This window comes from Pseudomonas tolaasii NCPPB 2192, assembly GCF_002813445.1.
GTDB lineage: Bacteria > Pseudomonadota > Gammaproteobacteria > Pseudomonadales > Pseudomonadaceae > Aquipseudomonas > Aquipseudomonas tolaasii.
On the sequence record NZ_PHHD01000001.1, the window covers coordinates 1,705,084 to 1,728,192 of the forward strand.

At 61.9% G+C, this 23,109-nt stretch carries 21 protein-coding genes; 14 read left to right on the forward strand and 7 right to left on the reverse strand.

Annotation, left to right across the window (positions count from 1 at the left end; all coding sequences use genetic code 11):
* Window positions 1-4: 4 nt before the first annotated feature.
* Both ATI14_RS07840 and ATI14_RS07845 read right to left on the reverse strand, forming a co-directional pair.
* Complete coding sequence (locus ATI14_RS07840; RefSeq protein ID WP_016969029.1) at window positions 5-820, reverse strand: ABC transporter ATP-binding protein; 816 nt, start codon at window positions 818-820, stop codon at window positions 5-7.
* Window positions 817-2,415, reverse strand: a complete 1,599-nt coding sequence (locus ATI14_RS07845; RefSeq protein WP_080520573.1) for an ABC transporter permease — start codon at window positions 2,413-2,415, stop codon at window positions 817-819. Before ATI14_RS07845 ends, ATI14_RS07840 begins: the two co-directional genes overlap by 4 nt.
* Before the next feature lie 288 nt (window positions 2,416-2,703).
* Between ATI14_RS07845 and ATI14_RS07850 the strand changes: the two genes are divergently transcribed.
* The gene (locus tag ATI14_RS07850; protein ID WP_016970205.1) at window positions 2,704-3,705 is read left to right on the forward strand and encodes an ABC transporter substrate-binding protein; all 1,002 of its coding nucleotides are present in this window, start codon (window positions 2,704-2,706) and stop codon (window positions 3,703-3,705) included.
* Window positions 3,706-3,880: 175 nt separating this feature from the next.
* On the opposite strand, the gene ATI14_RS07855 is transcribed toward ATI14_RS07850, so the two are convergent.
* Window positions 3,881-4,801 (reverse strand): LysR family transcriptional regulator, encoded by a 921-nt coding sequence (locus tag ATI14_RS07855; RefSeq protein ID WP_016970206.1) that lies wholly within the window; start codon window positions 4,799-4,801, stop codon window positions 3,881-3,883.
* 179 nt (window positions 4,802-4,980) lie between these two features.
* Here ATI14_RS07855 and ATI14_RS07860 point away from each other — a divergent pair, with 179 nt between their 5' ends.
* Window positions 4,981-5,886, forward strand: a complete 906-nt coding sequence (locus ATI14_RS07860; protein WP_016970207.1) for a TauD/TfdA dioxygenase family protein — start codon at window positions 4,981-4,983, stop codon at window positions 5,884-5,886.
* 91 nt (window positions 5,887-5,977) lie between these two features.
* Here ATI14_RS07860 and ATI14_RS07865 read toward each other — a convergent pair whose 3' ends face one another.
* A complete protein-coding gene (locus ATI14_RS07865; protein WP_016970208.1) occupies window positions 5,978-7,585 on the reverse strand; it encodes an alkaline phosphatase family protein in 1,608 nt (535 codons plus the stop codon).
* A gap of 191 nt (window positions 7,586-7,776) precedes the next feature.
* Window positions 7,777-8,721: a LysR family transcriptional regulator gene (locus ATI14_RS07870; RefSeq protein ID WP_017254825.1), complete on the reverse strand. Its 945-nt coding sequence runs from the start codon at window positions 8,719-8,721 to the stop codon at window positions 7,777-7,779.
* A 155-nt stretch (window positions 8,722-8,876) separates the two neighbouring features.
* Between ATI14_RS07870 and ATI14_RS07875 the strand changes: the two genes are divergently transcribed.
* A complete protein-coding gene (locus tag ATI14_RS07875; protein ID WP_080520572.1) occupies window positions 8,877-11,192 on the forward strand; it encodes a TonB-dependent receptor in 2,316 nt (771 codons plus the stop codon).
* Here ATI14_RS07875 and ATI14_RS07880 read toward each other — a convergent pair.
* Window positions 11,163-12,350 (reverse strand): CynX/NimT family MFS transporter, encoded by a 1,188-nt coding sequence (locus ATI14_RS07880; protein ID WP_016970211.1) that lies wholly within the window; start codon window positions 12,348-12,350, stop codon window positions 11,163-11,165. The two genes, ATI14_RS07875 and ATI14_RS07880, sit on opposite strands and share 30 nt — an antisense overlap.
* 107 nt (window positions 12,351-12,457) lie before the next feature.
* Here ATI14_RS07880 and ATI14_RS07885 point away from each other — a divergent pair, with 107 nt between their 5' ends.
* The 11 genes from ATI14_RS07885 (at window position 12,458) to ATI14_RS07935 (ending at window position 21,772) form a co-directional block, all read left to right on the forward strand.
* A complete protein-coding gene (locus ATI14_RS07885; protein WP_031319635.1) occupies window positions 12,458-13,309 on the forward strand; it encodes a LysR family transcriptional regulator in 852 nt (283 codons plus the stop codon).
* A gap of 283 nt (window positions 13,310-13,592) precedes the next feature.
* Complete coding sequence (locus ATI14_RS07890) at window positions 13,593-14,414, forward strand: energy transducer TonB (RefSeq protein WP_080520571.1); 822 nt, start codon at window positions 13,593-13,595, stop codon at window positions 14,412-14,414.
* 51 nt (window positions 14,415-14,465) lie between these two features.
* Complete coding sequence (locus tag ATI14_RS07895; protein WP_086003279.1) at window positions 14,466-15,188, forward strand: MotA/TolQ/ExbB proton channel family protein; 723 nt, start codon at window positions 14,466-14,468, stop codon at window positions 15,186-15,188.
* Window position 15,189: 1 nt separating this feature from the next.
* Window positions 15,190-15,591: an ExbD/TolR family protein gene (locus tag ATI14_RS07900; protein WP_016970650.1), complete on the forward strand. Its 402-nt coding sequence runs from the start codon at window positions 15,190-15,192 to the stop codon at window positions 15,589-15,591.
* A 297-nt stretch (window positions 15,592-15,888) separates the two neighbouring features.
* Complete coding sequence (locus ATI14_RS07905; RefSeq protein WP_016970651.1) at window positions 15,889-16,470, forward strand: alpha/beta hydrolase; 582 nt, start codon at window positions 15,889-15,891, stop codon at window positions 16,468-16,470.
* A 50-nt stretch (window positions 16,471-16,520) separates the two neighbouring features.
* Window positions 16,521-17,447 (forward strand): sigma 54-interacting transcriptional regulator, encoded by a 927-nt coding sequence (locus ATI14_RS07910; protein WP_080520570.1) that lies wholly within the window; start codon window positions 16,521-16,523, stop codon window positions 17,445-17,447.
* A 125-nt stretch (window positions 17,448-17,572) separates the two neighbouring features.
* A complete protein-coding gene (locus ATI14_RS07915; RefSeq protein ID WP_016970653.1) occupies window positions 17,573-18,355 on the forward strand; it encodes a MetQ/NlpA family ABC transporter substrate-binding protein in 783 nt (260 codons plus the stop codon).
* A gap of 487 nt (window positions 18,356-18,842) precedes the next feature.
* On the forward strand, window positions 18,843-19,508 hold the full coding sequence (locus ATI14_RS07920; protein WP_016972155.1) for an amino acid ABC transporter permease: 666 nt from the start codon (window positions 18,843-18,845) through the stop codon (window positions 19,506-19,508).
* A complete protein-coding gene (locus tag ATI14_RS07925; RefSeq protein ID WP_080520400.1) occupies window positions 19,489-20,148 on the forward strand; it encodes an amino acid ABC transporter permease in 660 nt (219 codons plus the stop codon). The genes ATI14_RS07920 and ATI14_RS07925 overlap by 20 nt, the downstream gene beginning before the upstream one ends.
* On the forward strand, window positions 20,145-20,921 hold the full coding sequence (locus ATI14_RS07930) for an amino acid ABC transporter ATP-binding protein (protein WP_016972157.1): 777 nt from the start codon (window positions 20,145-20,147) through the stop codon (window positions 20,919-20,921). Before ATI14_RS07925 ends, ATI14_RS07930 begins: the two co-directional genes overlap by 4 nt.
* Entirely contained in the window at window positions 20,918-21,772 is an 855-nt protein-coding gene (locus tag ATI14_RS07935) for a transporter substrate-binding domain-containing protein (protein ID WP_016972158.1), read from the forward strand. The genes ATI14_RS07930 and ATI14_RS07935 overlap by 4 nt, the downstream gene beginning before the upstream one ends.
* A 92-nt stretch (window positions 21,773-21,864) precedes the next feature.
* Here the strand turns inward: ATI14_RS07935 and ATI14_RS07940 are convergent, their stop codons facing one another.
* Window positions 21,865-23,025 carry an AAA family ATPase gene (locus tag ATI14_RS07940; RefSeq protein WP_020372595.1) on the reverse strand — a complete coding sequence of 387 codons (1,161 nt, stop codon included), beginning with the start codon at window positions 23,023-23,025 and terminating at the stop codon, window positions 21,865-21,867.
* Window positions 23,026-23,109 lie beyond the last annotated feature (84 nt).

Below are 23,109 nucleotides of genomic sequence, written 5' to 3' on the forward strand. Positions count from 1 at the left end.
TCAGTCAGCAGGCAATAAACGCCAGGGGCAGGTCGCGAATCTGTTCGCGCGCGGGCGGTTGGTAGTGGCCGTCGCTGATCAATTCGTGAAGCAGCTCTTCGCGCAGTTGGTGGAATTCAAAACTGCTGCGCTGGCGCGGATGGGGCAGGGCGATGTCCACCACCTGCTTGATCCGCCCGGGCCTTGGCTCCATCACCACCACGCGGTCGGCGAGGAAAATCGCCTCTTCCACATCGTGGGTGACCAGCACGGTGGTGATTTTCGCGCGGGTGCGAATCGCCAATAGCTCGTCCTGCATTTGCTGGCGGGTCAGGGCGTCGAGGGCGCCGAAGGGTTCATCCAGTAACAGGATGCGCGGGCTGGCCACCAGCCCTCGGGCGATAGCCACACGCTGGGCCATGCCGCCGGAGAGTTGATGGGGGTAGGCGCGGGTGAAATCGGTGAGGCCCACCAGCTCGATGAAGTCGCTGATGCGCCGGCTGCGTTCGGCTTGTGTCAGTGGCTCGTTGACCAGGCCCAGGCCAATGTTTTCCGCCACGGTCAGCCAAGGGAACAAACGGTGTTCCTGAAACACAATGCCGCGCTCGCCGCCGATGCCGCTGACGGCCTTGCCGTCCACCTGAATCTCGCCGCGAAACTGCGTGTCCAGCCCCACCAGCAAGCGCAGCAAGGTGGATTTGCCGCACCCGCTGGAGCCGACAATGGCGACGAATTCACCCTCGGCAATCTCCAGGTTGAATTCGCGGATGGCTTCCAGTTCGAAGCCGTCGACATCGAAGCTCTTGCCCACATGGTTGAAACTGACGATAGGTGCGTTCATGCGTGTCTCCAGCGGGTGGCGCGGGTTTCGATGCGTTGGCCGATCAGGTTGAGGGTGGCGCCGGTGAGGCCGACCAGGAGCATGCCGCTCATGATCAAATCCATGCGCAGCAGCTGTTGGGCGCCGATCATCAGGCTGCCGATGCCGCCGTTGGACGGCATGAAGTATTCCGCGCCGATGGTGCCGAGCCAGGCGTAGATCAGGCTCAGGCGCAGGCCGGCGAAAATGCCGGCGGCGGCGCCCGGCAGGATCAGGCGACGCAGGCGCTGGAACAGGCTCAGGCGCAGCACTTGCGCCGCTTCACGCAGCTGCGGCGACAGGTTCAACACGCTGCGCTGGGTGGCGATAAACAGCGGAAAAAACGCCGCCAGGGCGATGAACACCCACTTGGCCAATTCACCCAGGCCAAACCAGGCGGTGAGCAATGGCACCCAGGCGAAGATCGCAATCTGGCGCAGCGCGGCGAGTGTCGGGCCCAGCACGCGTTCACTACGCCGTGACAGGCCCAGCCACAAGCCCATGGCAAACCCCAGGCTGCCGCCCAATACCAGGCCGCCTACCGTGCGTCCCAGGCTTTTGCCCAGCGCGCCGGACAGGCTGCCATCGGCTACGCCTGCGACGGTGGTGTGCAGCACCGCCCACGGGCTGACGAGAATGTTCGGGTCCACCCAACCCTGATGGGTCGCCAGCTGCCACAGCGCCAGTAACAGCAGCGGCAAAAGCCACGGTTGCAGGCGCTGCCAGCCTTCATAGCGGGGCCCGCGGCGAATCTGCGCCGTGGCCGGGTGTGGCCAGTGCACCCACTGGCGGTCCAGCCAGCCGATGCCGCGATCCATCACCACGCCCAGCACGCCGATGACCACGATGCACACGAACACGATATCGAGCATGAACAACTGCCGCGCCCACACCATCAGGTAGCCGATGCCTTCGCTGGAGGCCAGCAGTTCCACCGCCAGCAATGAGGTCCAGCCGGCCGCGAGCGCCAGGCGCACACCGGCCATGAAGGCGGGCAGGGCAGCGGGCAGGATCAGACGGCGGATCAACAGGTGCGTGGGCAGGCGCAATACGCGCGCGGCCTCACGCAGGTTGGGCTGGGCGTCGCGCACGCCCACCAGCGTATGCAGGGTGACGGGCACCACGATGGCCTTGACCAGCACCACCAGCTTCAGGGTTTCACCAATGCCGAAAAACACCATGAACAACGGAATCCAGGCCAGGGTCGGCACCTGAGACAACGCGCTGAACGTCAGAAATATCAGGCGCTCGGCCCGTGCGCTGAAACCCAGCACTGCGCCGAGCACAGCCCCTGCGCCGATGCCCGCCAGCAAACCCCAGCACAACCGCTGCACGCTGATCGCCAAGTGGCTCCACAACTCGCCACCGGCCAATTCCACCGCGCTACTCCAGACCAGGGAAGGCGGCGGCAGAATCTGTTCGCTCATCCAGTGATTGCGGCTGGCCAGCCACCACAGCCCGAACAGCGCGACCGGTAACAGCCACGGCAATACACGTTCGCTCAATGCCGGCCAGCGCGGTGCGATGCCGTTGGACGGGGCCGCGAGAGGCAGGCTCAACAATGAAGTTCGGGCCATGGAGGACCTCCGTTGTCGCCAAGGGCGTTATGTGATTTTGATCTTACAAAGACTTGATCAAGATGATTGAGGGATAAGAAAAATCATTTAAAGCCCCAGCCCTGCGCGCATCCAATGCATTCGGAGAATATTTTCGATGCTGTTCATGCATAGTCCCCTGCAGCCTGCGTTTCAGTGCTAATAGATCCAATAGTTATTAAATTGTGAATTTATAGTATTTAAAGTTTTGATCAGTTTGTGCCTACTTTCGGCTCCCCAGGCGACCCTCGCCCACAAGGAGCTGCGCTTATGAAACTGCCCTTCAAACGTCTGATCACGCTGTTCGCGGGCACCGCGCTGGCGGGCCTGGTGCACGCCGCCGACCTCAAGGAAATCCGCATCGCTGTGCCCGACCTCAGTGCCGGCAGCCAGCACAGCGGTGGCGGCATTACCGACGTGCTGCGTGAACAGCAAATCTTTGAAAAGGCCTTCGCCGACCAGGGCATCAAGGTTCAGTGGAATTACTTCAAGGGTGCTGGCCCGGTGATCAATGAAGCCTTCGCCAATGGCCAGGTGGACCTGGCTTATCTCGGCGACCTGGCGGCGATCATCGGCCGCTCCAATGGCCTCGACACCCGCTTGCTCAGTGCCACCGCGCGTGACATCAAGCAGTACCTCGGCGTAGTGCCCGGTTCCGGCATCAAGACCTTGCAAGACCTCAAGGGCAAGCGCGTGGCGGTCTTCCGTGGCACTGCCACTCAGTTGTCGCTCGACAGCGCTCTGGCCAGCCAGGGCTTGAGCGAGAAAGACCTGAAAATCATCAACCTTGACTTCAACGCGGCCGGCGCCGCACTCGCCGCCAGGCAGATTGACGCGACCTGGGGCGGGGCGAACCTGGCGGCGCTGCAAGCCAAGGGCCTGGCCGAACTGCCGCTGACCACCAAGGACCTGGGGGGCGCTGGCAGTGTTCAGGCGGTGCTGGTGGGCAGCGGCAAGTTTGTCGACGAACATCCCGAGGTCATCACCCAGTTGCTCAAGGCTCAACAACAGGCCGTGCAGTGGCTCACCAATGACAACAACAAGCAGGCTTACATCGACCTGGTGTCGGGGCGGGCGAGTTACCCACCGGTGATCCTGGGCAATGATTTGAAAAACGAGAAACTCAGCGAGATTTTCCCCTCGACCCTGGATCCGGTATTCCTGGGCAAGTTGCAGGATGCGGTGGACCTGGCGTCCAAAGAGAAGCTGATTCGCAAGCCGTTTCAGGTGAGTGATTGGGTGGCGCCGAATCTGGCGGCGGCGGGGTTGTAAGGGGGCTGGCAACCAGATCGTTCCCACGCTCTGCGTGGGAACGCCTCGTGTGACGCTCCGCGTCAACCTCCGCAGGGCTTGAACCATGCGTAGGCACAGGGACGCGGAGCGTCCAGGGCGGCTTTCCCACGCAGAGCGTGGGAACGATCGGCGATCGGTGCTCGCGATTGGCCGCTCAGACCGCCACACTCACCGCCTGCGTGTCCACCTCCACCAGCGTCTCGATCATCGCCTTCGCCGCCGGCGACAACCTTGACCCCGTGCGGCTGACAATTCCGCACCGCGCGCTCATGGTCTCCATGTTCTGCGGCAGGTTGCGCCAGTGCAGCAGCACCAGCGTGCCCTGGGCAATGTCTTCGGCAAACGCCTCCTCAGTGCCCACGCCGATGGCGTTCGACTGCAACACAATCTTGACCAGCGCCGGGAAGTGCTCGGTCTGAATGCTCGGCGAGAAATCCATGCGCCCGCTCAGGTTCGCCAACAGTTTGCGAATGCCCTGGGAGATCAGCGGCGAGGCCAGCGGGTAGTCGAACATATCGTTGGTCGACAGGCTGTCCTTGGCCAGCAACGGGTGTCCGGGGCGGCAGAAAAACACACCGCGTTTGGGCGTGAGCGGGCGGGTCTGGAAGTTTGGATCGTTTTCAAACTGGCGGATGTCGGCGATGAAAAATTCGATCTCTTCTCGGCTCAACGCACGGCTGAGTTTTTCCCAGTTATCCACCTGGAAACTGGTGCGGATTCGCGGGTGGGCGTTGATAAACCGCGCGACGGCATCGGGCACCAGTTTCACCGCCGGCGCGGGGCCGGTGCCGAAGCGCAGGTCGCCGGCATCGAGCTTGGTCATGCGCGTGACTTCACTGCTCAGCAACGCGGCGCCGTGCACCAGGCTCAGGGCATGTTGCAGCACCACCTGGCCTTCGGGTGTGGGGCGCAGGTCCTTGTTGCCGCGGTCTACCAGTACGCAACCGAACTCCTGTTCCAGCCCCTGGATGCTGCGGCTGAACGCGGGTTGAGTGATGCCCATGGCGTCTGCCGCGCGCACGAAACTGCGGTGTTCGTTGAGGGCGATGAAGTAGCGCAGTTGGCGAAGATCCATATGCTTTCCCGGCATCTGAAAAATAGGTCGAAGGCATTTGCGACCAGGGGAGCTGAGGTTTTAAATGCAAGCTCTTATTCCGTCAACGAAGCATGCTTTCATTTGCTAGATCCAAATTGCATATGAATAGAGCGTTGCCGGAAAGCATCCCCACCATCAGGCACATGAGGGTCATCACAATGAGCAATGCCGCATTAGCTGTTCAACCCATCGCCCAGGCGCTGGACATTCACCCGGTCGCGGGGCGCATCGGCGCCGAGATCCGTGGCGTCAGACTTTCCGGCGACCTGGATGCCACCACCGTTGAAGCCATCCAGCAGGCGCTGGTGCAGTACAAGGTGATCTTCTTCCGCGAGCAAACCCACCTTGATGACCAGAGCCAGGAAGCCTTCGCCCACTTGCTCGGCGAGCCCATTGCCCACCCGACCGTGCCGGTGCGCGACGGTACGCGTTTCCTGATGGAGCTTGATGGTGGCCGTGGCCAGCGCGCCAATTCGTGGCACACCGACGTGACCTTCGTCGACGCCTACCCAAAAGCCTCGATCCTGCGTTCGGTGCTGGCGCCCAAGTCCGGGGGCGATACGGTGTGGGCCAACACCGCCAGCGCCTACAACGACCTCAGCGCCGAATTGCGCGTGCTGGCGGATAACCTGTGGGCGGTGCACAGCAACGAATACGACTACGCCGCGCGCAAGCCCGATGTGTCAGTGGAAAAGCTCGAGGAATACCGCAAGGTGTTCACCTCCACGGTGTATGAAACCGAGCACCCGGTAGTGCGCGTGCACCCGGTCAGCGGCGAAAAAACCTTGCTGCTGGGGCACTTCGTCAAACGCCTGAAAGGCTACTCACAGGCTGACTCAACGCAGCTGTTCAACCTGCTGCAAAGCCACGTCACTCGCCTGGAAAACACCGTGCGCTGGCGCTGGAGCACCGGCGATGTGGCGATCTGGGACAACCGCGCCACCCAGCATTACGCGGTGGACGACTACGGCACCCAGGAACGCATCGTGCGCCGGGTGACGCTCAAGGGCGATGTGCCGGTGGGGGTGCAAGGGCAGGCCAGCAAAACCACCAAGGGTCTCTAAATCAACACACATTTAAATGTGAGTACGTGCTTGTGTGGGAGCGAGCAAGCCCGCTCCCACACAAGCCCTTAACCACATTGATCTATGGTGTTTACCAAACGCCGATTTGCACGACCTTTTCCACTTCCGGCTCACCATAGCGAAACCGTTGCCCGCGCAGGGCGATCTCCGAATGGCTGATGGTGGTGCGCCGCTTCAGCCCGCGCAGCCATTCGAACAGATAGCCCGAGTGAGTCTCGCGCACCTCGGCATACGCCGGGTCGGCCCCCAGGTCGTGCACTTCCTGCGGGTCGTTTTCCAGGTCAAACAGCTGTGGGCGAAAGCCGTCGTAAGCCAGGTATTTCCAGCGTTCGCTGCGCACCATGGTCATGCGGCAACGGTCGATGGGTTGCGCCAGACGCTCACGGGCCGGGGCCTGGAAGGCGTAGTCGTATTCGGCGATGGCGTAGCGGCGCCAAGGGATGTCTTCGCCGTGCAGCAACGGGATCAGTGAGCGACCTTCCAGACGATGCTCGGCAGCGGGCAACCCCAGCGCTTCGAGGAACGTCGGCAGCGCATCAATGGTTTCCACCAAACGCTCGTCCACCGAGCCACGGCTGATATCGGCATGGGCGCGCGGGTCGCGCACGATCAACGGAACCCCCACTGCAGGCTCCAGCATAAACTCTTTTTCGCCGAGGAAATGATCACCGAGGAAATCGCCGTGGTCGCTGGTGAACACAATCAGCGTGTCGTTCCAGCGCCCGTTGCTTTGCAGGAAATCGAACAGCCTGCCCAGTTGATCGTCGATCTGTTTGATCAGGCCCATGTAGGTCGGAATCACCGTGAGCCGCACCTCGTCACGGGAAAAATTCAGGCTTTCCTCATGTCGGCGGAAGGCCTGGTACACCGGGTGATCGCTGGGGTTTGCAGGCTGCACGGGGGCCTGAATGTGCTCGGCGCCGTACAGCGCGTGATACGGCGCCGGCGCGAGGTAGGGCCAGTGCGGCTTGATGTACGACAGGTGCAGGCACCACGGCCGCTCGCCCTGCTCGCCAATGAAAGCGATGGCGCGGTCGGTGGTGTAGACGGTTTCCGAATGTTCTTCGGCCACCCGCGCGGGCAGCCCGGCGTTGCGCATGTGCCAGCCGCTGAGCACTTCGCCGTTGTCGCCGGCAGCGGAATTGGCCCATTCATGCCAGGGGTTGCTGCCGCTGTAGCCTTTCTCGCGCAGGTAATGGGTGTAGGGCGCGGACTCACGTTTATCGTCGAACAGCGGGCTGTCGGGGTAGATGCCGTCGTGGCGCAAATACGCGTCAAAACCGACCTCGTTCAGCGGCTCGGCCTGTGCGCTGTCCGGGTCGATATTCAGGCGCTGCAAGGCGTCCAGATTCGGCGTGGCGTGGGTCTTGCCCACCAGCGCGGTGCGGATGCCGTGGGGGCGCAGGTAGTCGCCAATGGTCAGTTCTTCCAGCGGCAGCGGCACGGCGTTCCACGCCACCTGATGGCTGCTGACATAGCGCCCGGTGTACGCCGACATCCGCGACGGCCCGCAAATGGTGCCCTGGGTGTAGGCGCGGCTGAAACGCACGCCGGCGGCGGCGAGGCGGTCGATGTTCGGCGTGTGCAAATGCGCGTGGCCATAGCACGACAGGTAATCGCGGCGCAGTTGGTCGCACATGATGTAGAGCACGTTGCGTACGGGATTGGGTTGGGACATGAGGGCTTTACCGAACGGGGAACAGGCCTCTGTTTTCGCCGTTATACCGGTTGGCGGGCAAGTGCATTTGAGGACTGGGTTTTATGCAGGGCATGCATGGGTGCTGCTACTGGCGCTATCGCAGGCAAGCCAGCTCCCACATTTGAAATGCGTTCCCCTGTGGGAGCTGGCTTGCCTGCGATTACGTCCGCTCAGACAGCGAGATTCTCCAGCGTGCACACATCCTCATCCAGCTCATCAATCTCCTTGATCTGCTCGATCATCGCCTCCGCCAGCGGCGACAACCGATACCCCGCACGGCTGACAATCCCGTAGCGCGTATAGCGCTCCTCCAAATCCTCCGCCAGGCCATCAATCTTCAAACACACCAACTCGCCCCGGGCCATGTGCAGCACGTCGCTGTTGGCGCTGACAATGCCGATGGCATCCGAGCGCAGCACCACGCCCATCAGGCTGTAGCCGTTTTCGCATTCCACATTGGGCTGGTAATCCGGCCGGCCGCTGAGGTCGACGATGACCTTTCGCAGGTTCGGCGGGCGGATGGTCACGGCCAATGGGTAGCTCATCAATTCGGCGGCGCTCACGCTGTCGCGCGCGGCCAGCGGGTGGCCGGCGCGGCAGCAAAAGTACCAGCGCCGCGCGCGCAGGCGATGGGTGTGGTAGTCCGGGTTGGCTTCGAAGTGGCGGGTGTCGGCGACGAAGAATTCGAACTCTTCGCTGAGCAGGCGTTTGCTCAGGCTTTGCCAGTCATCCACCTGAAACTGCACGCGCGCCTTGGGGTAGCGCCCGATGAAACTGCCGATGGCACGCGGAACCAGCCCGGCAGCGGGCGCCGGGCCGCAACCGAACCGCAACTCGCCCGCCTCCAGGCCGTTGAACTGGCTGATCTCGTTGGCCAGTTGTTGCGCGCCGCTGACCAGCCGCCGCGCATGTTCGAGCAACACCTGGCCTTGTTTGGTCGGCGCCAGGTCCTTGCGGCCACGGTCGACCAACTGGCAACCGGCGCTGTGTTCCAGCGCCTGAATGCTGCGGCTGAACGCCGACTGCGACAGGTTCACGGCCAGCGCCGCCGCGACAAAACTGCGTTGTTCGGCAAGGGCAATGAAGTGGCGCAACTGGCGCAAATCGATATGCATTTTTCACATCAAAAATATCGGGGAAATGCATTGGCTATGCATTAGGTCGACTCCTTATAAAGGCAATCTCTTATGCAGTAAATGTTCGTAAAAACATAAATAAATAACCTAAGGGAATATCAGTTGGTGGATATTTCCGGGTTCCGGAGCCGCTTATGAGTCTGTTGAAGTCCTTGCCCCTGGCCCTGTTGGTGGCCGGTAGCACCAGTTGGTCGCCGACCCAGGCCGCCGAAACGCCAGCACCTGCCAGCAAGGGCGAAAACGCCAGCGGCCAGCTTGAGACGGTCACCGTGACGGCGCGCCGACGCACCGAGAGTGCCCAGGAAGTGCCCACGCCCATGAGCGTGGTCGGCGGCCAGGCACTGGAGAGCCAGCGCGTGTACCGGATTCAGGATTTGCAGCAATTGGTGCCCAGCGTCAACGTGGCCTATATGCATGCGCGCCAGTCCAGCGTGTCGATTCGCGGCCTGGGCAACAACCCGGCGAGCGACGGCCTTGAAGGCAGCGTGGGGCTGTATATCGACAACGTGTACCTGGGACGGCCGGGCATGGCCGTGTTCGACCTGATGGACATTGAGCAGCTCGAAGTCTTGCGCGGGCCGCAGGGTACCCTGTTCGGCAAGAACACCACCGCCGGGGTGATCAACATCAGCACTCGCGCGCCGAGCTTCACCCCGGAGCGCAGCATCGAAACTTCGCTCGGCGAGGACGGTTATTTCCAGACCAAGGGCACGATTTCCGGGCCGCTCACCGACGAACTGGCCGGGCGTTTTTCGGCTTATCGCACCCGCAGCGACGGCGACATCAAAAACGAATACAACGGCCATGACCTCAACGGCGGCTCACGCCAGGGCTTTCGCGGGCAGTTGCTGTACAAGCCCAGCGAGACTTTCAACGCGCGCTGGATCGGCGATTACAACGAAGAAGACTCCAGCGCCGGCACCCGCGTGCTGTACAGCACCGGGCCGACCATCAACGGCACCAACCTGTACCAGTCGCGCGCCAATGCGGCAGGCGCCACGCTGGTGGACGGCACCCACCGTAAGGTCAACCTGGACAGCGACCAGCACGTCACTGTGTTTCAGGGCGGTACGTCGCTGGAGGCCAACTGGACCCTGCCGAGCGACTTCACCCTGACGTCGGTCAGCTCCTATCGCTTCTGGAATTTCACCCCGCGCAACGATGACGGTCTCAACGTACCGGCGTCGTACAACGCGGGTGTGTCGGTGGAGGATAAGCAGTGGTCCCAGGAATTTCGCCTGGCTTCGCCCAAGGATGGCGTCTTCGATTACGTGCTTGGCGGGTACTACTTCGGCAATTCGCTGGATAACAAATCCTTTGCCTATTACGGGCCCAAGGCGGACATCTGGAATGGCACGCCAACCGGTGCGTTGAACAATGTGAGCAGCGTGGGTAACGGGCATATTCGCACCGACAGTTTCGCGCTGTTTGCCCAAGGCACCTGGCACCTTACCGAGCGCCTGGATTTCACCGCCGGCGTGCGCGGCACCTATGAAGAAAAAAGCGCCTGGGTCACGCGCAACGCGCCGTTGGGTGGCGCAGCGGTCACGGGCGCGGCCGCCACGGCGCGGCGCGGGCGTGCCGGGGCCTATGACTCGGGCGACCTCAGCCAGTACAGCACCAGCCCTTCGGGCCTGCTGAACCTCAGCTATCACTTCACCGATAACCTGCTGGGCTACGCCACGCTGTCCCACGGCGAGAAGTCCGGTGGGGTCAACCTGGTGGTGGGCTCCGCGCCGACCGCCGGGGCGGACTCGCTGCTGGTCGGAACCGAACGCGCCAACAACGCCGAGCTGGGCTTTAAAAGCACGCTGTGGGACCGTCGCCTGCAGCTCAATGCCAACCTGTTCTGGACCCAGGTCAACGGCTACCAGACCAACGCCTACGACGACAGCAACCGCGTGCAATACCTGACCAACGCCGGTTCCGTGCGCTCGCGCGGCGTTGAAGTGGAAAGCACGCTGGTGCCGATCAAGGGCCTGACGTTGAACGTCAACGGCTCCTTTAATGACGTGAGTTATCTGTCGTACAAGGATGCGCCGTGCCCGCCGGAGGTCAGCCTGCGCCCGGGTGCACCGGCTTCCTGCGACCTGAGCGGCCACCAGGTGGTCGGCGCGTCCAAATGGATCGCCAATGCCAACGGCGAGTACAAGTGGAACCTGGACAACGGCTTCGAACCTTACGTCACCGCCAGCTACGCGTTCCGCTCCAAAGCGGTGGGCACGGTGGAAGATTCCGACTACGGGCAGATCCCGGCCTATGCGGTGGTCAACCTGTCCACCGGCCTGCGCGGCAATTATCAACAAGGGCAGTGGGACGTGTCGCTGTGGCTGAAAAACGCTTTCGACAAAACCTACTACACCACCCTGTGGACCGGCGGGAATGGCGGCTACGAAGGGCTGTTGGGCACTCCGCGCACCTTAGGCGTGACCGGGCGCTACGACTTCTGACGGCGTGCGGTAGGTGGCCGGGCTGAACACCCGTGTCACCACCAGCATGGCCACCGCCGTGGCCGTCAGTACCCACCATGCGCTGATGAAGTTACCGGTGAGCTCGCGCAGCCAGCCGGTCAGCCACGGCGAAATCGCATTGATCAAAAAGCCCACGCCTTGCACGAACGCCGCCAGTTGCCCGGCCTGGCGCGGGTCGCGGTGGTGGTCGAGGGTCAGCAGCAGGCTCAGGGCGAAGCACGCGCCCAGGCCAAAGCCGCACAGCGCCACCCACAGATGCGGAAATTGCAGCGGCGCGAAAATCAGGCCGAGGTAACCCACGGTCTGCGCCAGCAGGCTGATGCCGAGCAGCGGGCGGCGGTCGATGCCGCGTTGCGCCAGCACCGGCATCAACAGCGCGGCGAGCACCTGGAAGATCGTCATGAATGCCAGCAACGAACCGCTGAGCAGCACGCTCCAGCCCAATTGCTGAAAGTACGCCGGCAGCCACGCCACCATGCTCATGTAGCCGCAGTTCACCAAGCCGAAATACAGCGCCAGCAACCAGGCGCGGCGGTTGCGCAGGCCTTTGAAGGCGGGAATCAATCGGGTGCTCCTGGCGGCGCCCAGCGGCACAAACGCCCACAGCAGCAGCGCGGCCAAAGCCGGCAGCAGCCACACACCCAGGCCCGCCTGCCATTGCTGGAAATGCGTGGCCACCACCGGGCTGAGCAATGCCGCGAGCCCGCCACCGGCCATCAACGACGCCGAGTACACGCCCATCGCCACCGGCACGCGGTGGTGGAATTCGCGCTTGATCATCGCCGGCACCAGCGCCTGGATCAGCGCCACGCCCGCCCCGCCGAGCAACGCCGTCACCAGCAGCGTCGAGGCCTGGCCCATCAGCCAGCGTGCCAGGCACGCCAGCAGAATCATCATCAAGCCCAAAGCAATACCACGCCGTTCGCCCAGGCGTGCTTCCACGCGCACGCCGATCAACGCGACCAGCCCCATGCACACCACCGGCAGGCTGGTGAGCAAGGCGCTGCTCTGGAAGCTCAACCCGGTGGCCTGGCGGATCTCGCCGAGCAAGGGGCTGATGGAACTGAGGATCGGCCGCAGGTTAAGGCCCAGCACCACCAGCAGGCCCCAGCCGGCAAAGGATTTATTCAGGGTCATGCAACGCCCGTTGGACAGAAATGAGTGGGTGAGTATGGACAGCGGCACGGGTATTCTGAAATTAAATATAACCATGCCAATCAGTGGCAAACGTGATGGTGACGTTGATGTTTGATCCCGTGTTGTTGCGCAGTTTTGTCGCCGTGGTGGACTGCGGCAATTTCACTCGCGCCGCCGAGCGCCTGCACCTGACTCAGTCCACCGTGAGCCAGCAAATCCGTCGCCTGGAAGACGCCGTGACGTGCCAGTTGCTCGACCGCGAGCAGCGCCGCGTGGTGCCGACCGCCGAAGGCGAGCGCTTGCTGGCCTATGCGCGGCGCATCCTCGCGCTGCATGAGGAAGCCGCCGATGTGCTGGTCAATCAGCAAAGCGATGGCGTGCTGCGTCTGGGCGTGCCGGAAGATTTTGCTGCCGAGCGGCTGATGCCGTTGTTATCGGCGTTTGTGGTGGCCCACCCGCGCGTGCGGCTGGAGGTCACCAGCGGCCTCGGTCCGGAACTGCAACGCCAATACCGGGCTGGCGAGTTCGACGTGCTGCTGGTCAAGCAGATGGGCGAAAGCGACGACTGCCTGGCCTCCTGGCCGGAACCGCTGTGCTGGGTCGACAGCCGCAGCACGCCGTCCCTGGGCCGCGACCCGCTGCCGTTGGTGGCTTTTCCAGTGGGCGGCTTGTACCGCAATGAAATGCTGCAGCACCTGGAAGTCGGCGGTTGGCGCTGGCGCATCGGTTATTCCAGCGCGAGCCTGGCCAGCGTGTGCTCGGCCGTGGCGGCGGGGCTGGGCATCAGTTTGCTGCCCAGACGCGTGGTGCAGGCCGGGCACATGATTCTTGAGGAGGACAGCGGTTTGCCCTCGGTGCAAGGCGTGCGTCTGGCCTTGTACGGCCGCAGTGGCCTGGGTGCGGCGGGGCAAACATTGCAGCGTCAATTGCTGGATTTGTGTGCAAACAGCCCTGCATAAATTTTTGCCCCCTGTGCTCTTGGGGCAAGCCCGCTCGCCACAATCGATGCCTTTCAGGAATATTTTGTATGCCTTGGAAGCATTGAAAAAAAGCCGCATCGCGCTAGCCCGCGCAGGCCGTGGCTTTGACGTTTCCGGATGCTTCTCTTATTCAATTTAAGTCTATGTATAACTTTAAAGATTACTTTAAGAGATAAGCGTCTAGCGCCGATGATTCAGCCCTCGACGGCCGCCCAGGCAGGCCCGTCGGTTTTTTGTTTCAAAACCGTAGGGGAGTGAATCAATGGGCAATGTCCAGACCGCCGCCAGTGCACCAGAGGCGCAGTGGCGCCAGGCACCGGGTGGTGAGTTGGTCGACCTTGGCCGGCCGCACCGCGCGCCGTTGGGGCAGCAGCGTCTGCAGCAAGCCCCGAAACGCTTTTCGAGTCGTCGCGAAGGCTTTTTGCTGGGCCTGTTGGTCCTGGCCCTGCACGGTGCGGTGATCTATTGGGTGAGCCAGAAGCCAACGCCGGTGCTGCCTGTGGTGCCGCCGGAAATTCCGCCGATGACCATCGAATTTTCCCAGCCGGCGCCGCCGGTGGTTGAGCCGCCACCGCCCGTGCCGCCACCCCCGCCGCCGCCCGTGGTTGAGCCACCGCCGCCGGTAGTGGATGAACTGGCCGCCAAACCGGCGCCGCCAAAACCGATTCCAAAACCCAAGCCGAAGCCGGTTCCGAAGCCCGAGCCCAAGCCCGCGCCGAAACCGGTTGAGCAGCCGCCTGCGCCACCGACGCCCGCGCCACCGGCTCCACCTGCGCCGGCCGCACCGCCGTCGCCGGCACCCGTGACACCGGCTTCGGCCAACGCCGCGTACTTGAAGAACCCGGCGCCGGAATACCCGTCACTGGCTCAGCGCCGCGGGTGGGAAGGCACGGTGTTGCTCAGGGTGCATGTGTTGGCCAGCGGCAAGCCGGGCGAGATCCAGATCCAGAAAAGCAGCGGTCGCCAGCAACTCGATGACGCCGCGCTGGCCGCCGTGAAGCGTTGGAGCTTTGTGCCGGCCAAACAGGGCGACGTGGCCCAGGACGGCTGGGTCAGCGTACCGATCGATTTCAAGATTCACTAACTATTCGGCTGCGGTGTGTTGCACACGCCGCGACCTGCACAGAGGGAAAACATCATGGCATTAGCATCTCCACTTGAATCCATCGAAAGCGCGGTGATCTGGCTGCTGGTGGCCTTTTCGGTCGCCACTTGGGGTTTTGCCCTGCTCAAGGGCGTGCAGTTCGGGCGCCTGAAGGCGCAGGACCGCAAGTTCCACAAACAATTTTGGGCCGCGTCCAGTCTGGATTCAGCGGCTGAACTGGCGCAAACCCAGCCCGGCGCTGCGGCCCGCGTGGCCCTGGCCGGTTATGCCGCGATCCAGGTCGGCGATGCGCCGCACGCCGCTGATTTGAGCCAGGCCATCAACCACCAGGACCGCCTGGAACGCGCCCTGCGCCAGCAGATCGTGCGTGAACGCCGCTCCCTGGAAACCGGGCTCGCCGTGGTCGCCAGTATCGGCAGCACCTCGCCGTTTATCGGCCTGTTCGGCACCGTGTGGGGGATCATGGAAGCGTTGAAGGGCATCAGCGCGGCCGGTTCCGCCAGCCTTGAAACCGTGGCCGGTCCGATTGGTGCGGCACTGGTCGCCACTGGCGTCGGTATCGCGGTCGCGGTGCCGGCGGTGCTGGTTTACAACTATTTCCTGCGCCGCTTGAAGTTGACGGCCGCTGACCTGGACGACTTTGCCCACGACTTCTACAGCCTGGCGCAGAAGAACGCCTTCCGCGTGCTGCTGCACCCGACGCTGACCAAAGCAGCCGCCGGTAACCCACAAAAAGTGAAGGAGGCGTCCTGAGATGGCCTTCTCCACGCAAGACAGTGATGAGGTGCTGAGCGAGATCAACGTGACGCCGCTGGTGGACGTAATGCTGGTGCTGCTGGTGGTGTTTATTGTTACCGCGCCGCTGCTGACCAATGCGATTCCGATCAACCTGCCCAAGACCCAGGCCGTGGCCCCGGTGGAGCAGAAAGACCCGCTGGTGGTGAGCATCGACGGTGCGGGCAAGCTGTTTATCAACAAGGACGAAATCCAGCCGGACCTGCTGGAATTCAACCTGCAGTCGGCCAAGGCCAAGGACCCCGATGTGCGGGTACAACTGCAGGCTGACGACGGAGTGAACTACGGCGAAGTGGCGCGAGCCATGGCGTCTATCGAACGCGCGGGCATTACCAAGCTGTCGGTGATTACCGCTCGTTAATTGCAAAAGCCTCGACAAGTTTTTGGCCGTCTCCTTGGCAGGGTGCGGCCTTTTTTTTGCGCGCGATTCAACGTTCAACACTGCATCCTGTGGGAGCTGGCTTGCCTGCGATAGCAGTCCTCCAGAGACAGATAGGCCGGCTGACACACCGCTATCGCAGGCAAGCCAGCTCCCACAGTTTGACTCTCATTTATTTTGATATTTTGGTTATTAATAAATAGCTTCTTATTCCTTAACGAATATAAACCCCGTCCCTATACTGGTCAGCAACGTTAAACGCTGCAGGAGGGCACACCCATGCACAGCGAGTCGATTCGTTACCTGATCGTGCCGGGCTGGCAAGGATCGCCAGAAGATCATTGGCAAAGTCACTGGCAGAACAGCCTGCCCAACAGCGCACGCGTGGAGCAGGCCGACTGGCTCACGCCGCGCCGCGAAGACTGGGTGGCGGCGCTGGCCGAGGCCATCGCGGCGGACAGCACGCCGGTCATCCTGATCGCCCACAGCCTGGGTTGCATCACCGTCGCCCACTGGGCCGCGACGGCGCCAGTGCAATTCCTGCGTCAGGTGCGCGGCGCGTTGCTGGTGGCGCCCGCCGATGTGGAACGCCCGGCCTGTGCCCCCGCCTTGCGCAATTTCGCCCCCATACCGACCGACTTGCTGCCGTTTCCCAGTCAGGTGGTCAGCTCCGACAACGACAGCGCCGTCAGTGCCCCGCGGGCCCTGGAGCTGGCGCGCAACTGGGGCGCCGAAGCCGGGATTTTGTCCGGCGCCGGCCATATCAATGTGAAATCCGGCCACCAGCGCTGGGAGCAGGGTTTTGCTTACCTCTATCGCCTGCAACACCGCCTTGAGCATCACGCCCGGCGTAGTGCCTGAACATTTTTCAACGCCCCGTCCCTTAAGTGGATCTGGGGCGGGAGCCTGCCATGAGTCTGCATGAAACCTACGGCCAGCCGTTGCTGACCTTCCCTGACGCCGATAAAAGCCCGCTGAGCATCCGCGCCAAGGCGCTGGTGTTCGTCGACCCGCGTTCACGCCAACTGCGCGAAGAGTTGGAGAGCCTCGCACCACGCACGTTGCCGGTGTTGATTCGCGGCGAGACCGGCAGCGGCAAAGAGCTGCTGGCGCGGCACATTCACCGCGGCAGTGACCGCACCGGTTTGTTCGTGTCGGTCAATTGCGGCGCCATCAGCCCCACGTATGCCGACGCCGAGTTGTTCGGGTATGCCGCCGGCGCCCATAGCGGCGCGGCCAGCAGCCGGGCCGGGTGGTTTGGCTCGGCCAATGGCGGCACGCTCTATCTGGATGAAATCGGCGACTTGCCGTTGCCGATTCAGGTCAAGCTGCTGGCCGCGCTGGAAAATCATGAAGTGACCCGCGTCGGTGCCCACCAGCCGAGCCCGGTGGACGTGCGGCTGGTCGCGGCCACTAGCATCGACCTGGCCCAGGCCGTGGCGGCGGGCAAATTCAACGAGCGCTTGTTCCATTACCTGAGCGAAGGCCAGCTGGATTTGCCCGCGCTGCGCGAACGCGTCGGCGATATTTTGTCTCTGGCCGAATACTTCCTCGGCATCTACAGCCAGCGCCTGGACCTGCCGGTGCCGCTCATCAGCGACGCGGCGCAGCGCGTGCTGGAGCATCACAGCTGGCCGGGCAATACCCGCGAGCTGGAAAACGTCATTCACTTTGCATTGCTGGTCAGCAGTGGCGACGAGATTCTGCCCGAGCATTTGAATCTGCCGGCGGTGGGCTCACCGCTGGAGCAGGTGCGGCAGATCTTCGAACGGGCCAGGGCTGCCGAGCAGGAAACGTTGCGTCAATTCCTGTATGAGCAAAATGGAATATCAACGTGAAGAAAAGATATTGTTCGGGAATAAAAAATCTAGGTATTGTCCGTTCCACGCCGCGATAGCACTTCGCTGGCACACCATAAAAAACGGTCGTCAGAGACGCCCCGGAATTTCGATAAGGACACTGCATGAAAAAGGTTCTGTTGTTTACCGCACTGGCGGCTGCCCTGACTGCAAGCTTCGCCCAGGCCAACGAGAAACTGGTGGTTGCCGCCACGCCGATCCCGCACGCCGAGATCCTTGAGCTGGTCAAACCAACCCTGGCCAAAGAAGGCGTGGACCTGGAAATCAAAGTCTTCACCGACTACGTGCAGCCGAACGTGCAGGTGGCCGAGAAGCGTCTGGACGCCAACTACTTCCAGACCCTGCCGTACCTGGAAAACTTCAACAAGGGCAAGGGCACCAACCTTGTAACCGTGGTGGGCGTGCACGTTGAACCCTTCGGCGGCTACTCGAAAAAGATCAAGAACATCTCCGAGCTCAAAGACGGCGCCACCGTGGCGATCCCGAACGAAGGCTCCAACAGCGGCCGCGCCCTGTTGCTGCTGCAAAAGGCCGGCGTGATCACCCTGAAAGACCCGAGCAACGCGCTGGCTACGCCGAAGGACATCAAGGACAACCCCAAGCACCTGAAATTCAAGGAGCTGGAATCGGCCTTGCTGCCACGCGTGCTGGACCAGGTTGACCTGGACCTGATCAACACCAACTACGCGCTGGAAGCCGGCCTCAACCCGGCCAAGGACGCACTGATCATTGAAGATGCCAAGTCGCCGTACGTGAACTTCCTGGTGGCCCGCCCGGACAACAAGGACAGCGACGCTATCCAGAAACTGTCCAAGGCGCTGACCAGCCCGGAAGTCAAAGCCTTCATCGAGAAGAAGTACAACGGCGCGGTGGTGCCGGCGTTCTGATGTAGACCAAACCCCCTTCAAGGTTTGAACGCCGACGGCTTTTATAGCGTCGGCGTTTTTTTATGGCCTTTAAATACGATCGATACTGTGGGAGCTGGCTTGCCTGCGATAGCGGTGCATCAGCCACACATCTATTACTGACAGACCGCTATCGCAGGCAAGCCAGCTCCCACATTGGACGGCGGCTTGTCAGGTAACGCGGCTATCGATCGCCCGGCGCAACGCCACCAACCACTTCACCAACTCCTGCGGATCCATCGGTTTCGCATCGTTCATGGTTCATTCCCTCGAATCTTTCGACCCCAGGACCATAGCCCCCACCTGTCGAACCCGCGAATCCGGGGGTTATCTTTTTGGGTGATATCAATATGCTATTTAGGTATTTAAATTTTATTTTTTATACCTTTAAAGTTCGCGCTACCCGGCGTTACCCACGTCGGCCCGGATTGCGTTCGCTGCATTACCCATGCGGCGCCATGGACTGTAAATGACCTTCGATTTCGCTTTTATCCTCAGCACCTTGCCTGCGTTTCTCACAGCCGTGGGGGTGACGCTGCAAGTGGGCCTGATTGCCATTGCCACCTCTTTATTGGTGGCGTTGATCAACGCGGCGTTGCTGGTGTTTCGCACGCCTTATGTGTCGCGCCTGGTGGCACTGTATGTGGAGCTGGCGCGCAACACGCCACTGCTGATCCAACTGTTTTTCGTCTACTTCGCGCTGCCGGCGCTCGGCTTCAACATCTCCGGGTTCTGGGCGGCGATCATCACCATGACCTTCCTCGGCGGCGCCTACCTCACCGAGGTGCTGCGCGCCGGTGTGGAAGCGGTGCCGCTGGCGCAGATCGAGTCGGGCAAATCCATCGGCCTGTCGGACTGGCAACTGCTGCGCCATGTGATCCTGCCCCAGGCCGGCATCCTCAGCCTGCCCGCACTGTTCGCCAACTTCATCTTTCTGCTCAAGGAAACCACCGTGGTGTCCGCCGTGGCGGTGCCGGAGATTCTCTACACCACCAAGAGCTACATCGCCCTCTACTACAAGACTTACGAAATGCTCGCCGTGCTGACGCTGATCTGCGTGTTGCTGTTCTTGCCGCTGTCGCTGTTGCTCAGCCGCCTGGAAAGGAGGCTCCAGCATGGCCAGTTCGGGTCTTGAGTTGTTGTGGGTGTCGTTGCCGCAACTGGGCAAGGGCGCTGCGCAAACCCTGTCAATTTCGCTGTTGAGCATTGCGTTCAGCACCGTCGGTGGCGTGTTGTATGGCGTGCTGCGGACCCTGAACAATCGGCTGATCAACGTGGTGCTGCGGGTATACCTGGAACTGTTTCGGGCGATCCCGGTGCTGGTGTGGCTGTACCTGCTGTTTTTCGGCCTGCCGATTTTCTTTGGCCTGAGCATTCCGAGTTTCTGGTGCGCGGTGCTGGTGCTGTCGTTGTGGGGCGCCAGCGAAGTCGGCGAAGTGGTGCGTGGCGCGTTGCATTCGCTGCCCCGTGGCCAGCGCGAGGCGGGGTTGTCGATAGGCTTGTCCGATCCGCAACTGTACGGCTACGTGCTGCTGCCGCAAGCCCTCAAACGCATGACGCCGCCGACCATCAACGTCTACACGCGCATTATCAAGACCAGTTCGCTCGCCGTGCTGATCGGCCTGGTGGACGTGATCAAGGTCGGCCAGCAAATCATCGAACGCACCTACGAGTCCGTATTGATCTACGGCGTGCTGTTCCTGTTTTTCTTCTTTATCTGCTACCCGTTGTCGGCCGCCTCCAAGGTGCTGGAACGGCGCTGGGCCCAGGCATGAGCGCATTGATCGAGTTTCAGGGTTTCAACAAGTTCTTCGGCGAAGCACAGGTGCTCAAGAGCATCGACCTGAGCGTGCAAAGCGGCGAAGTGGTGGTGATCCTCGGCCCCAGCGGCTGCGGCAAAAGCACCTTGCTGCGCTGCCTCAATGGGCTGGAAGTCGCCCACAGCGGCAGCCTGCGCTTTGCCGGCAACGAGCTGCTGGATAAAAACACCGACTGGCGCCAGGTGCGCCAGGACATCGGCATGGTGTTCCAGAGCTACCACCTGTTCCCGCACATGAGCGTGCTCGACAACATCCTGCTCGGCCCGCTGAAAGTGCAGAAGCGCGACCCGCGCGAAGCCCGTGAGCAAGCCGAAAAATTGCTGGAACGCGTAGGCCTGGCCGACAAGCGCGACGCCTTTCCGCGCCAGCTTTCCGGCGGCCAGCAGCAGCGCATCGCCATCGTCCGTTCGTTGTGCATGAACCCCCAGGTCATGCTCTTTGATGAGGTCACCGCCGCCCTCGATCCGGAAATGGTCAAGGAGGTGCTGGAAGTGATCCAGGGCCTGGCCCGCGATGGCATGACCTTGCTGATCGTCACCCATGAAATGGCTTTCGCCCGCGCCGTCGCCGACCGCGTGGTGTTTATGGAGGCGGGTCGCATCCTCGAACAAAACACCCCCGAGGCATTCTTTACGAACCCGCAAACCGCACGCGCGCAGCAGTTCCTGGAGAAGTTCTCCTTTGTGTCAACACTGCCCAAGAAAACCAAGGAACTGGAGTTGCTATGAAAAAGTTACTGCTGCCACTGTTGGCCGTCGCCGTACTGGCCGGCTGCGATAAAAAGGCCGAAGAGCCTGCCAAGCCTGTCGCCGCTGCCGCAAGTTACATCGACAAGATCAAGGCGCGCGACAAGCTGATTGTCGGCGTGTTCACCGACAAACCGCCGTTCGGTTTTGTGAACGAAGCTGGCCGTTACGTGGGGTTTGATACCGACATCGGCCGTCAATTCGCCAAGGACCTGCTGGGCGATGAAAACAAGGTCGAGTTCGTCGCGGTTGAACCGGCGAGCCGTATTCCGTTCCTGCAAAGCGACAAGGTCGACCTCATCCTCGCCAATATGACCGTGACGCCTGAGCGCAAGGAAGCGGTGGACTTCACCAACCCCAACCTGAAAGTCGCCGTGCAAGCCCTGGTGCCTAACGACAGCGCCGTCAAAAGCCTGAATGACCTGGCCACCCGCACCACCATCGTGACCACCGGCACCACGGCCGATATCTGGCTGACCAAGAACCACCCGGACTGGAAACTGCTCAAGTTCGAGAAAAACTCCGAGTCGTTGCAAGCGTTGTCGGCAGGTCGTGGGGATGCCTACGCGCAAGACAACCTGGTGCTGTTCAGCTGGGCCAAGCAAAACCCGGGCTACCGCGTGCTGGAGGAGAAGCTCGGTGACGAAGCGCCAATCGCACCGGCGGTGAAGAAGGGCAACACCGAACTGCGCGACTGGGTGAATGCCGAGTTGGCGAAGTTGGGTGAGGAGAAATTCCTGCTCAAGCTGTATGACCAATATGTGCGTAAAGAGCTGAGCGATGACACCAAGCCTGAGAGTGTGATTGTTGAAGGCGGGAAGTGGCAGGGCTGAGATAGCTATCGCAGGCAAGCCAGCTCCCACAGGAGAATGCATTCCAAATGTGGGAGCGGGCTTGCCCGCGATGAGGCCGGTACAGTTGTTGGCTATTGCGGCCAATGCCACGCCGGCGCATCCAGAATCCCCTGACCGACGATCTGGGTCTCGCCCAACACCTTCTCCAACACAATCGAATTACACCCTTCATCCTGCTGCAACGCCGCAATCAACCGGCTCGCATGGGACACCACCCACACCTGGCAATGCAGGGACGCCTGGATAATCAAGCGCGCCAACGCCGGCAACAAATCCGGGTGCAAACTGGTTTCCGGCTCGTTCAGCACCATCATGGTCGGTGGCCTTGGCGTCAGCAGCGCGGCGATGAGCAGCAGGTAACGCAAAGTCCCGTCCGACAATTCCGCGGCCGATAACGGGCGCAGCAAGCCTTCCTGATAAAACTCAATCGCGAAACGCCCTCCCTGCAAGGGCTGGATGTTCAGCCGCGCGCCGGGGAATGCATCGCTCACCGCCCGCTGCAACGCCTCGGGGTCGCCGATTTCACGGATGGTTTGTAATGCCGCCGCCAGGTCTCGCCCGTCGTGGTGCAGCACCGGCGTGCGCGTGCCCAATTGTGGCTGGCGCACGGGCGCGTCCACGTCACTGCGAAAGTGATCATAAAAGCGCCAGCCGCGAATGCTTTCGCGCAGCATCAGCACCTCGGGTGATCCGCGCAGGCTGCCGACCTGGTCAAACAGGCTGTGATAGGCCGGTGTGTGCTGGGCCAGCACATCCCAGCCACGACCGTCCCGGGCGCGTACCATCGGGCCGGAGCGCTGTACGAGCAAGCTGGCGGGGCGGTACAGGTGGCCAGCCCAGATGCATTCCTTTTTCACCTCCGGGTCCAGAGAGAAATAGCTGATGCCCGGTGAAGGCAGCCCCATGGAGATGGCGTAGCTGAAATCTTCGCCGGCAAACCCCAGGCGCAGTCGCTTTACGCTAGAGCGCGTGCTGGCTTGTATCGGCACCTCGCCCTCACGCATGCGGCGGGTGATGGTCTCCGGCCCGGCCCAGAACGTCGAATCCAGCCCGCCTTCACGCGCCAACGCATTGATTACCCCGCCCTGGGCGGTTTCCGCCAGCAGGCGCAGGGCGCGGTACAGGTTGGATTTGCCGCTGCCATTGGGACCGGTGATCAGGTTCAACCGGTCCAGCGGCACCACCAATTTGTTGATCGAGCGGTAATTGGCCACCGCGAGGGTTTTGAGCATGGGCAATGAGTCGGTGTGGGAACCATTGGAGTATGGGATCCTCCATGCAGATAAGGAACCCTGATCTAAGCTCACAGTCGCATA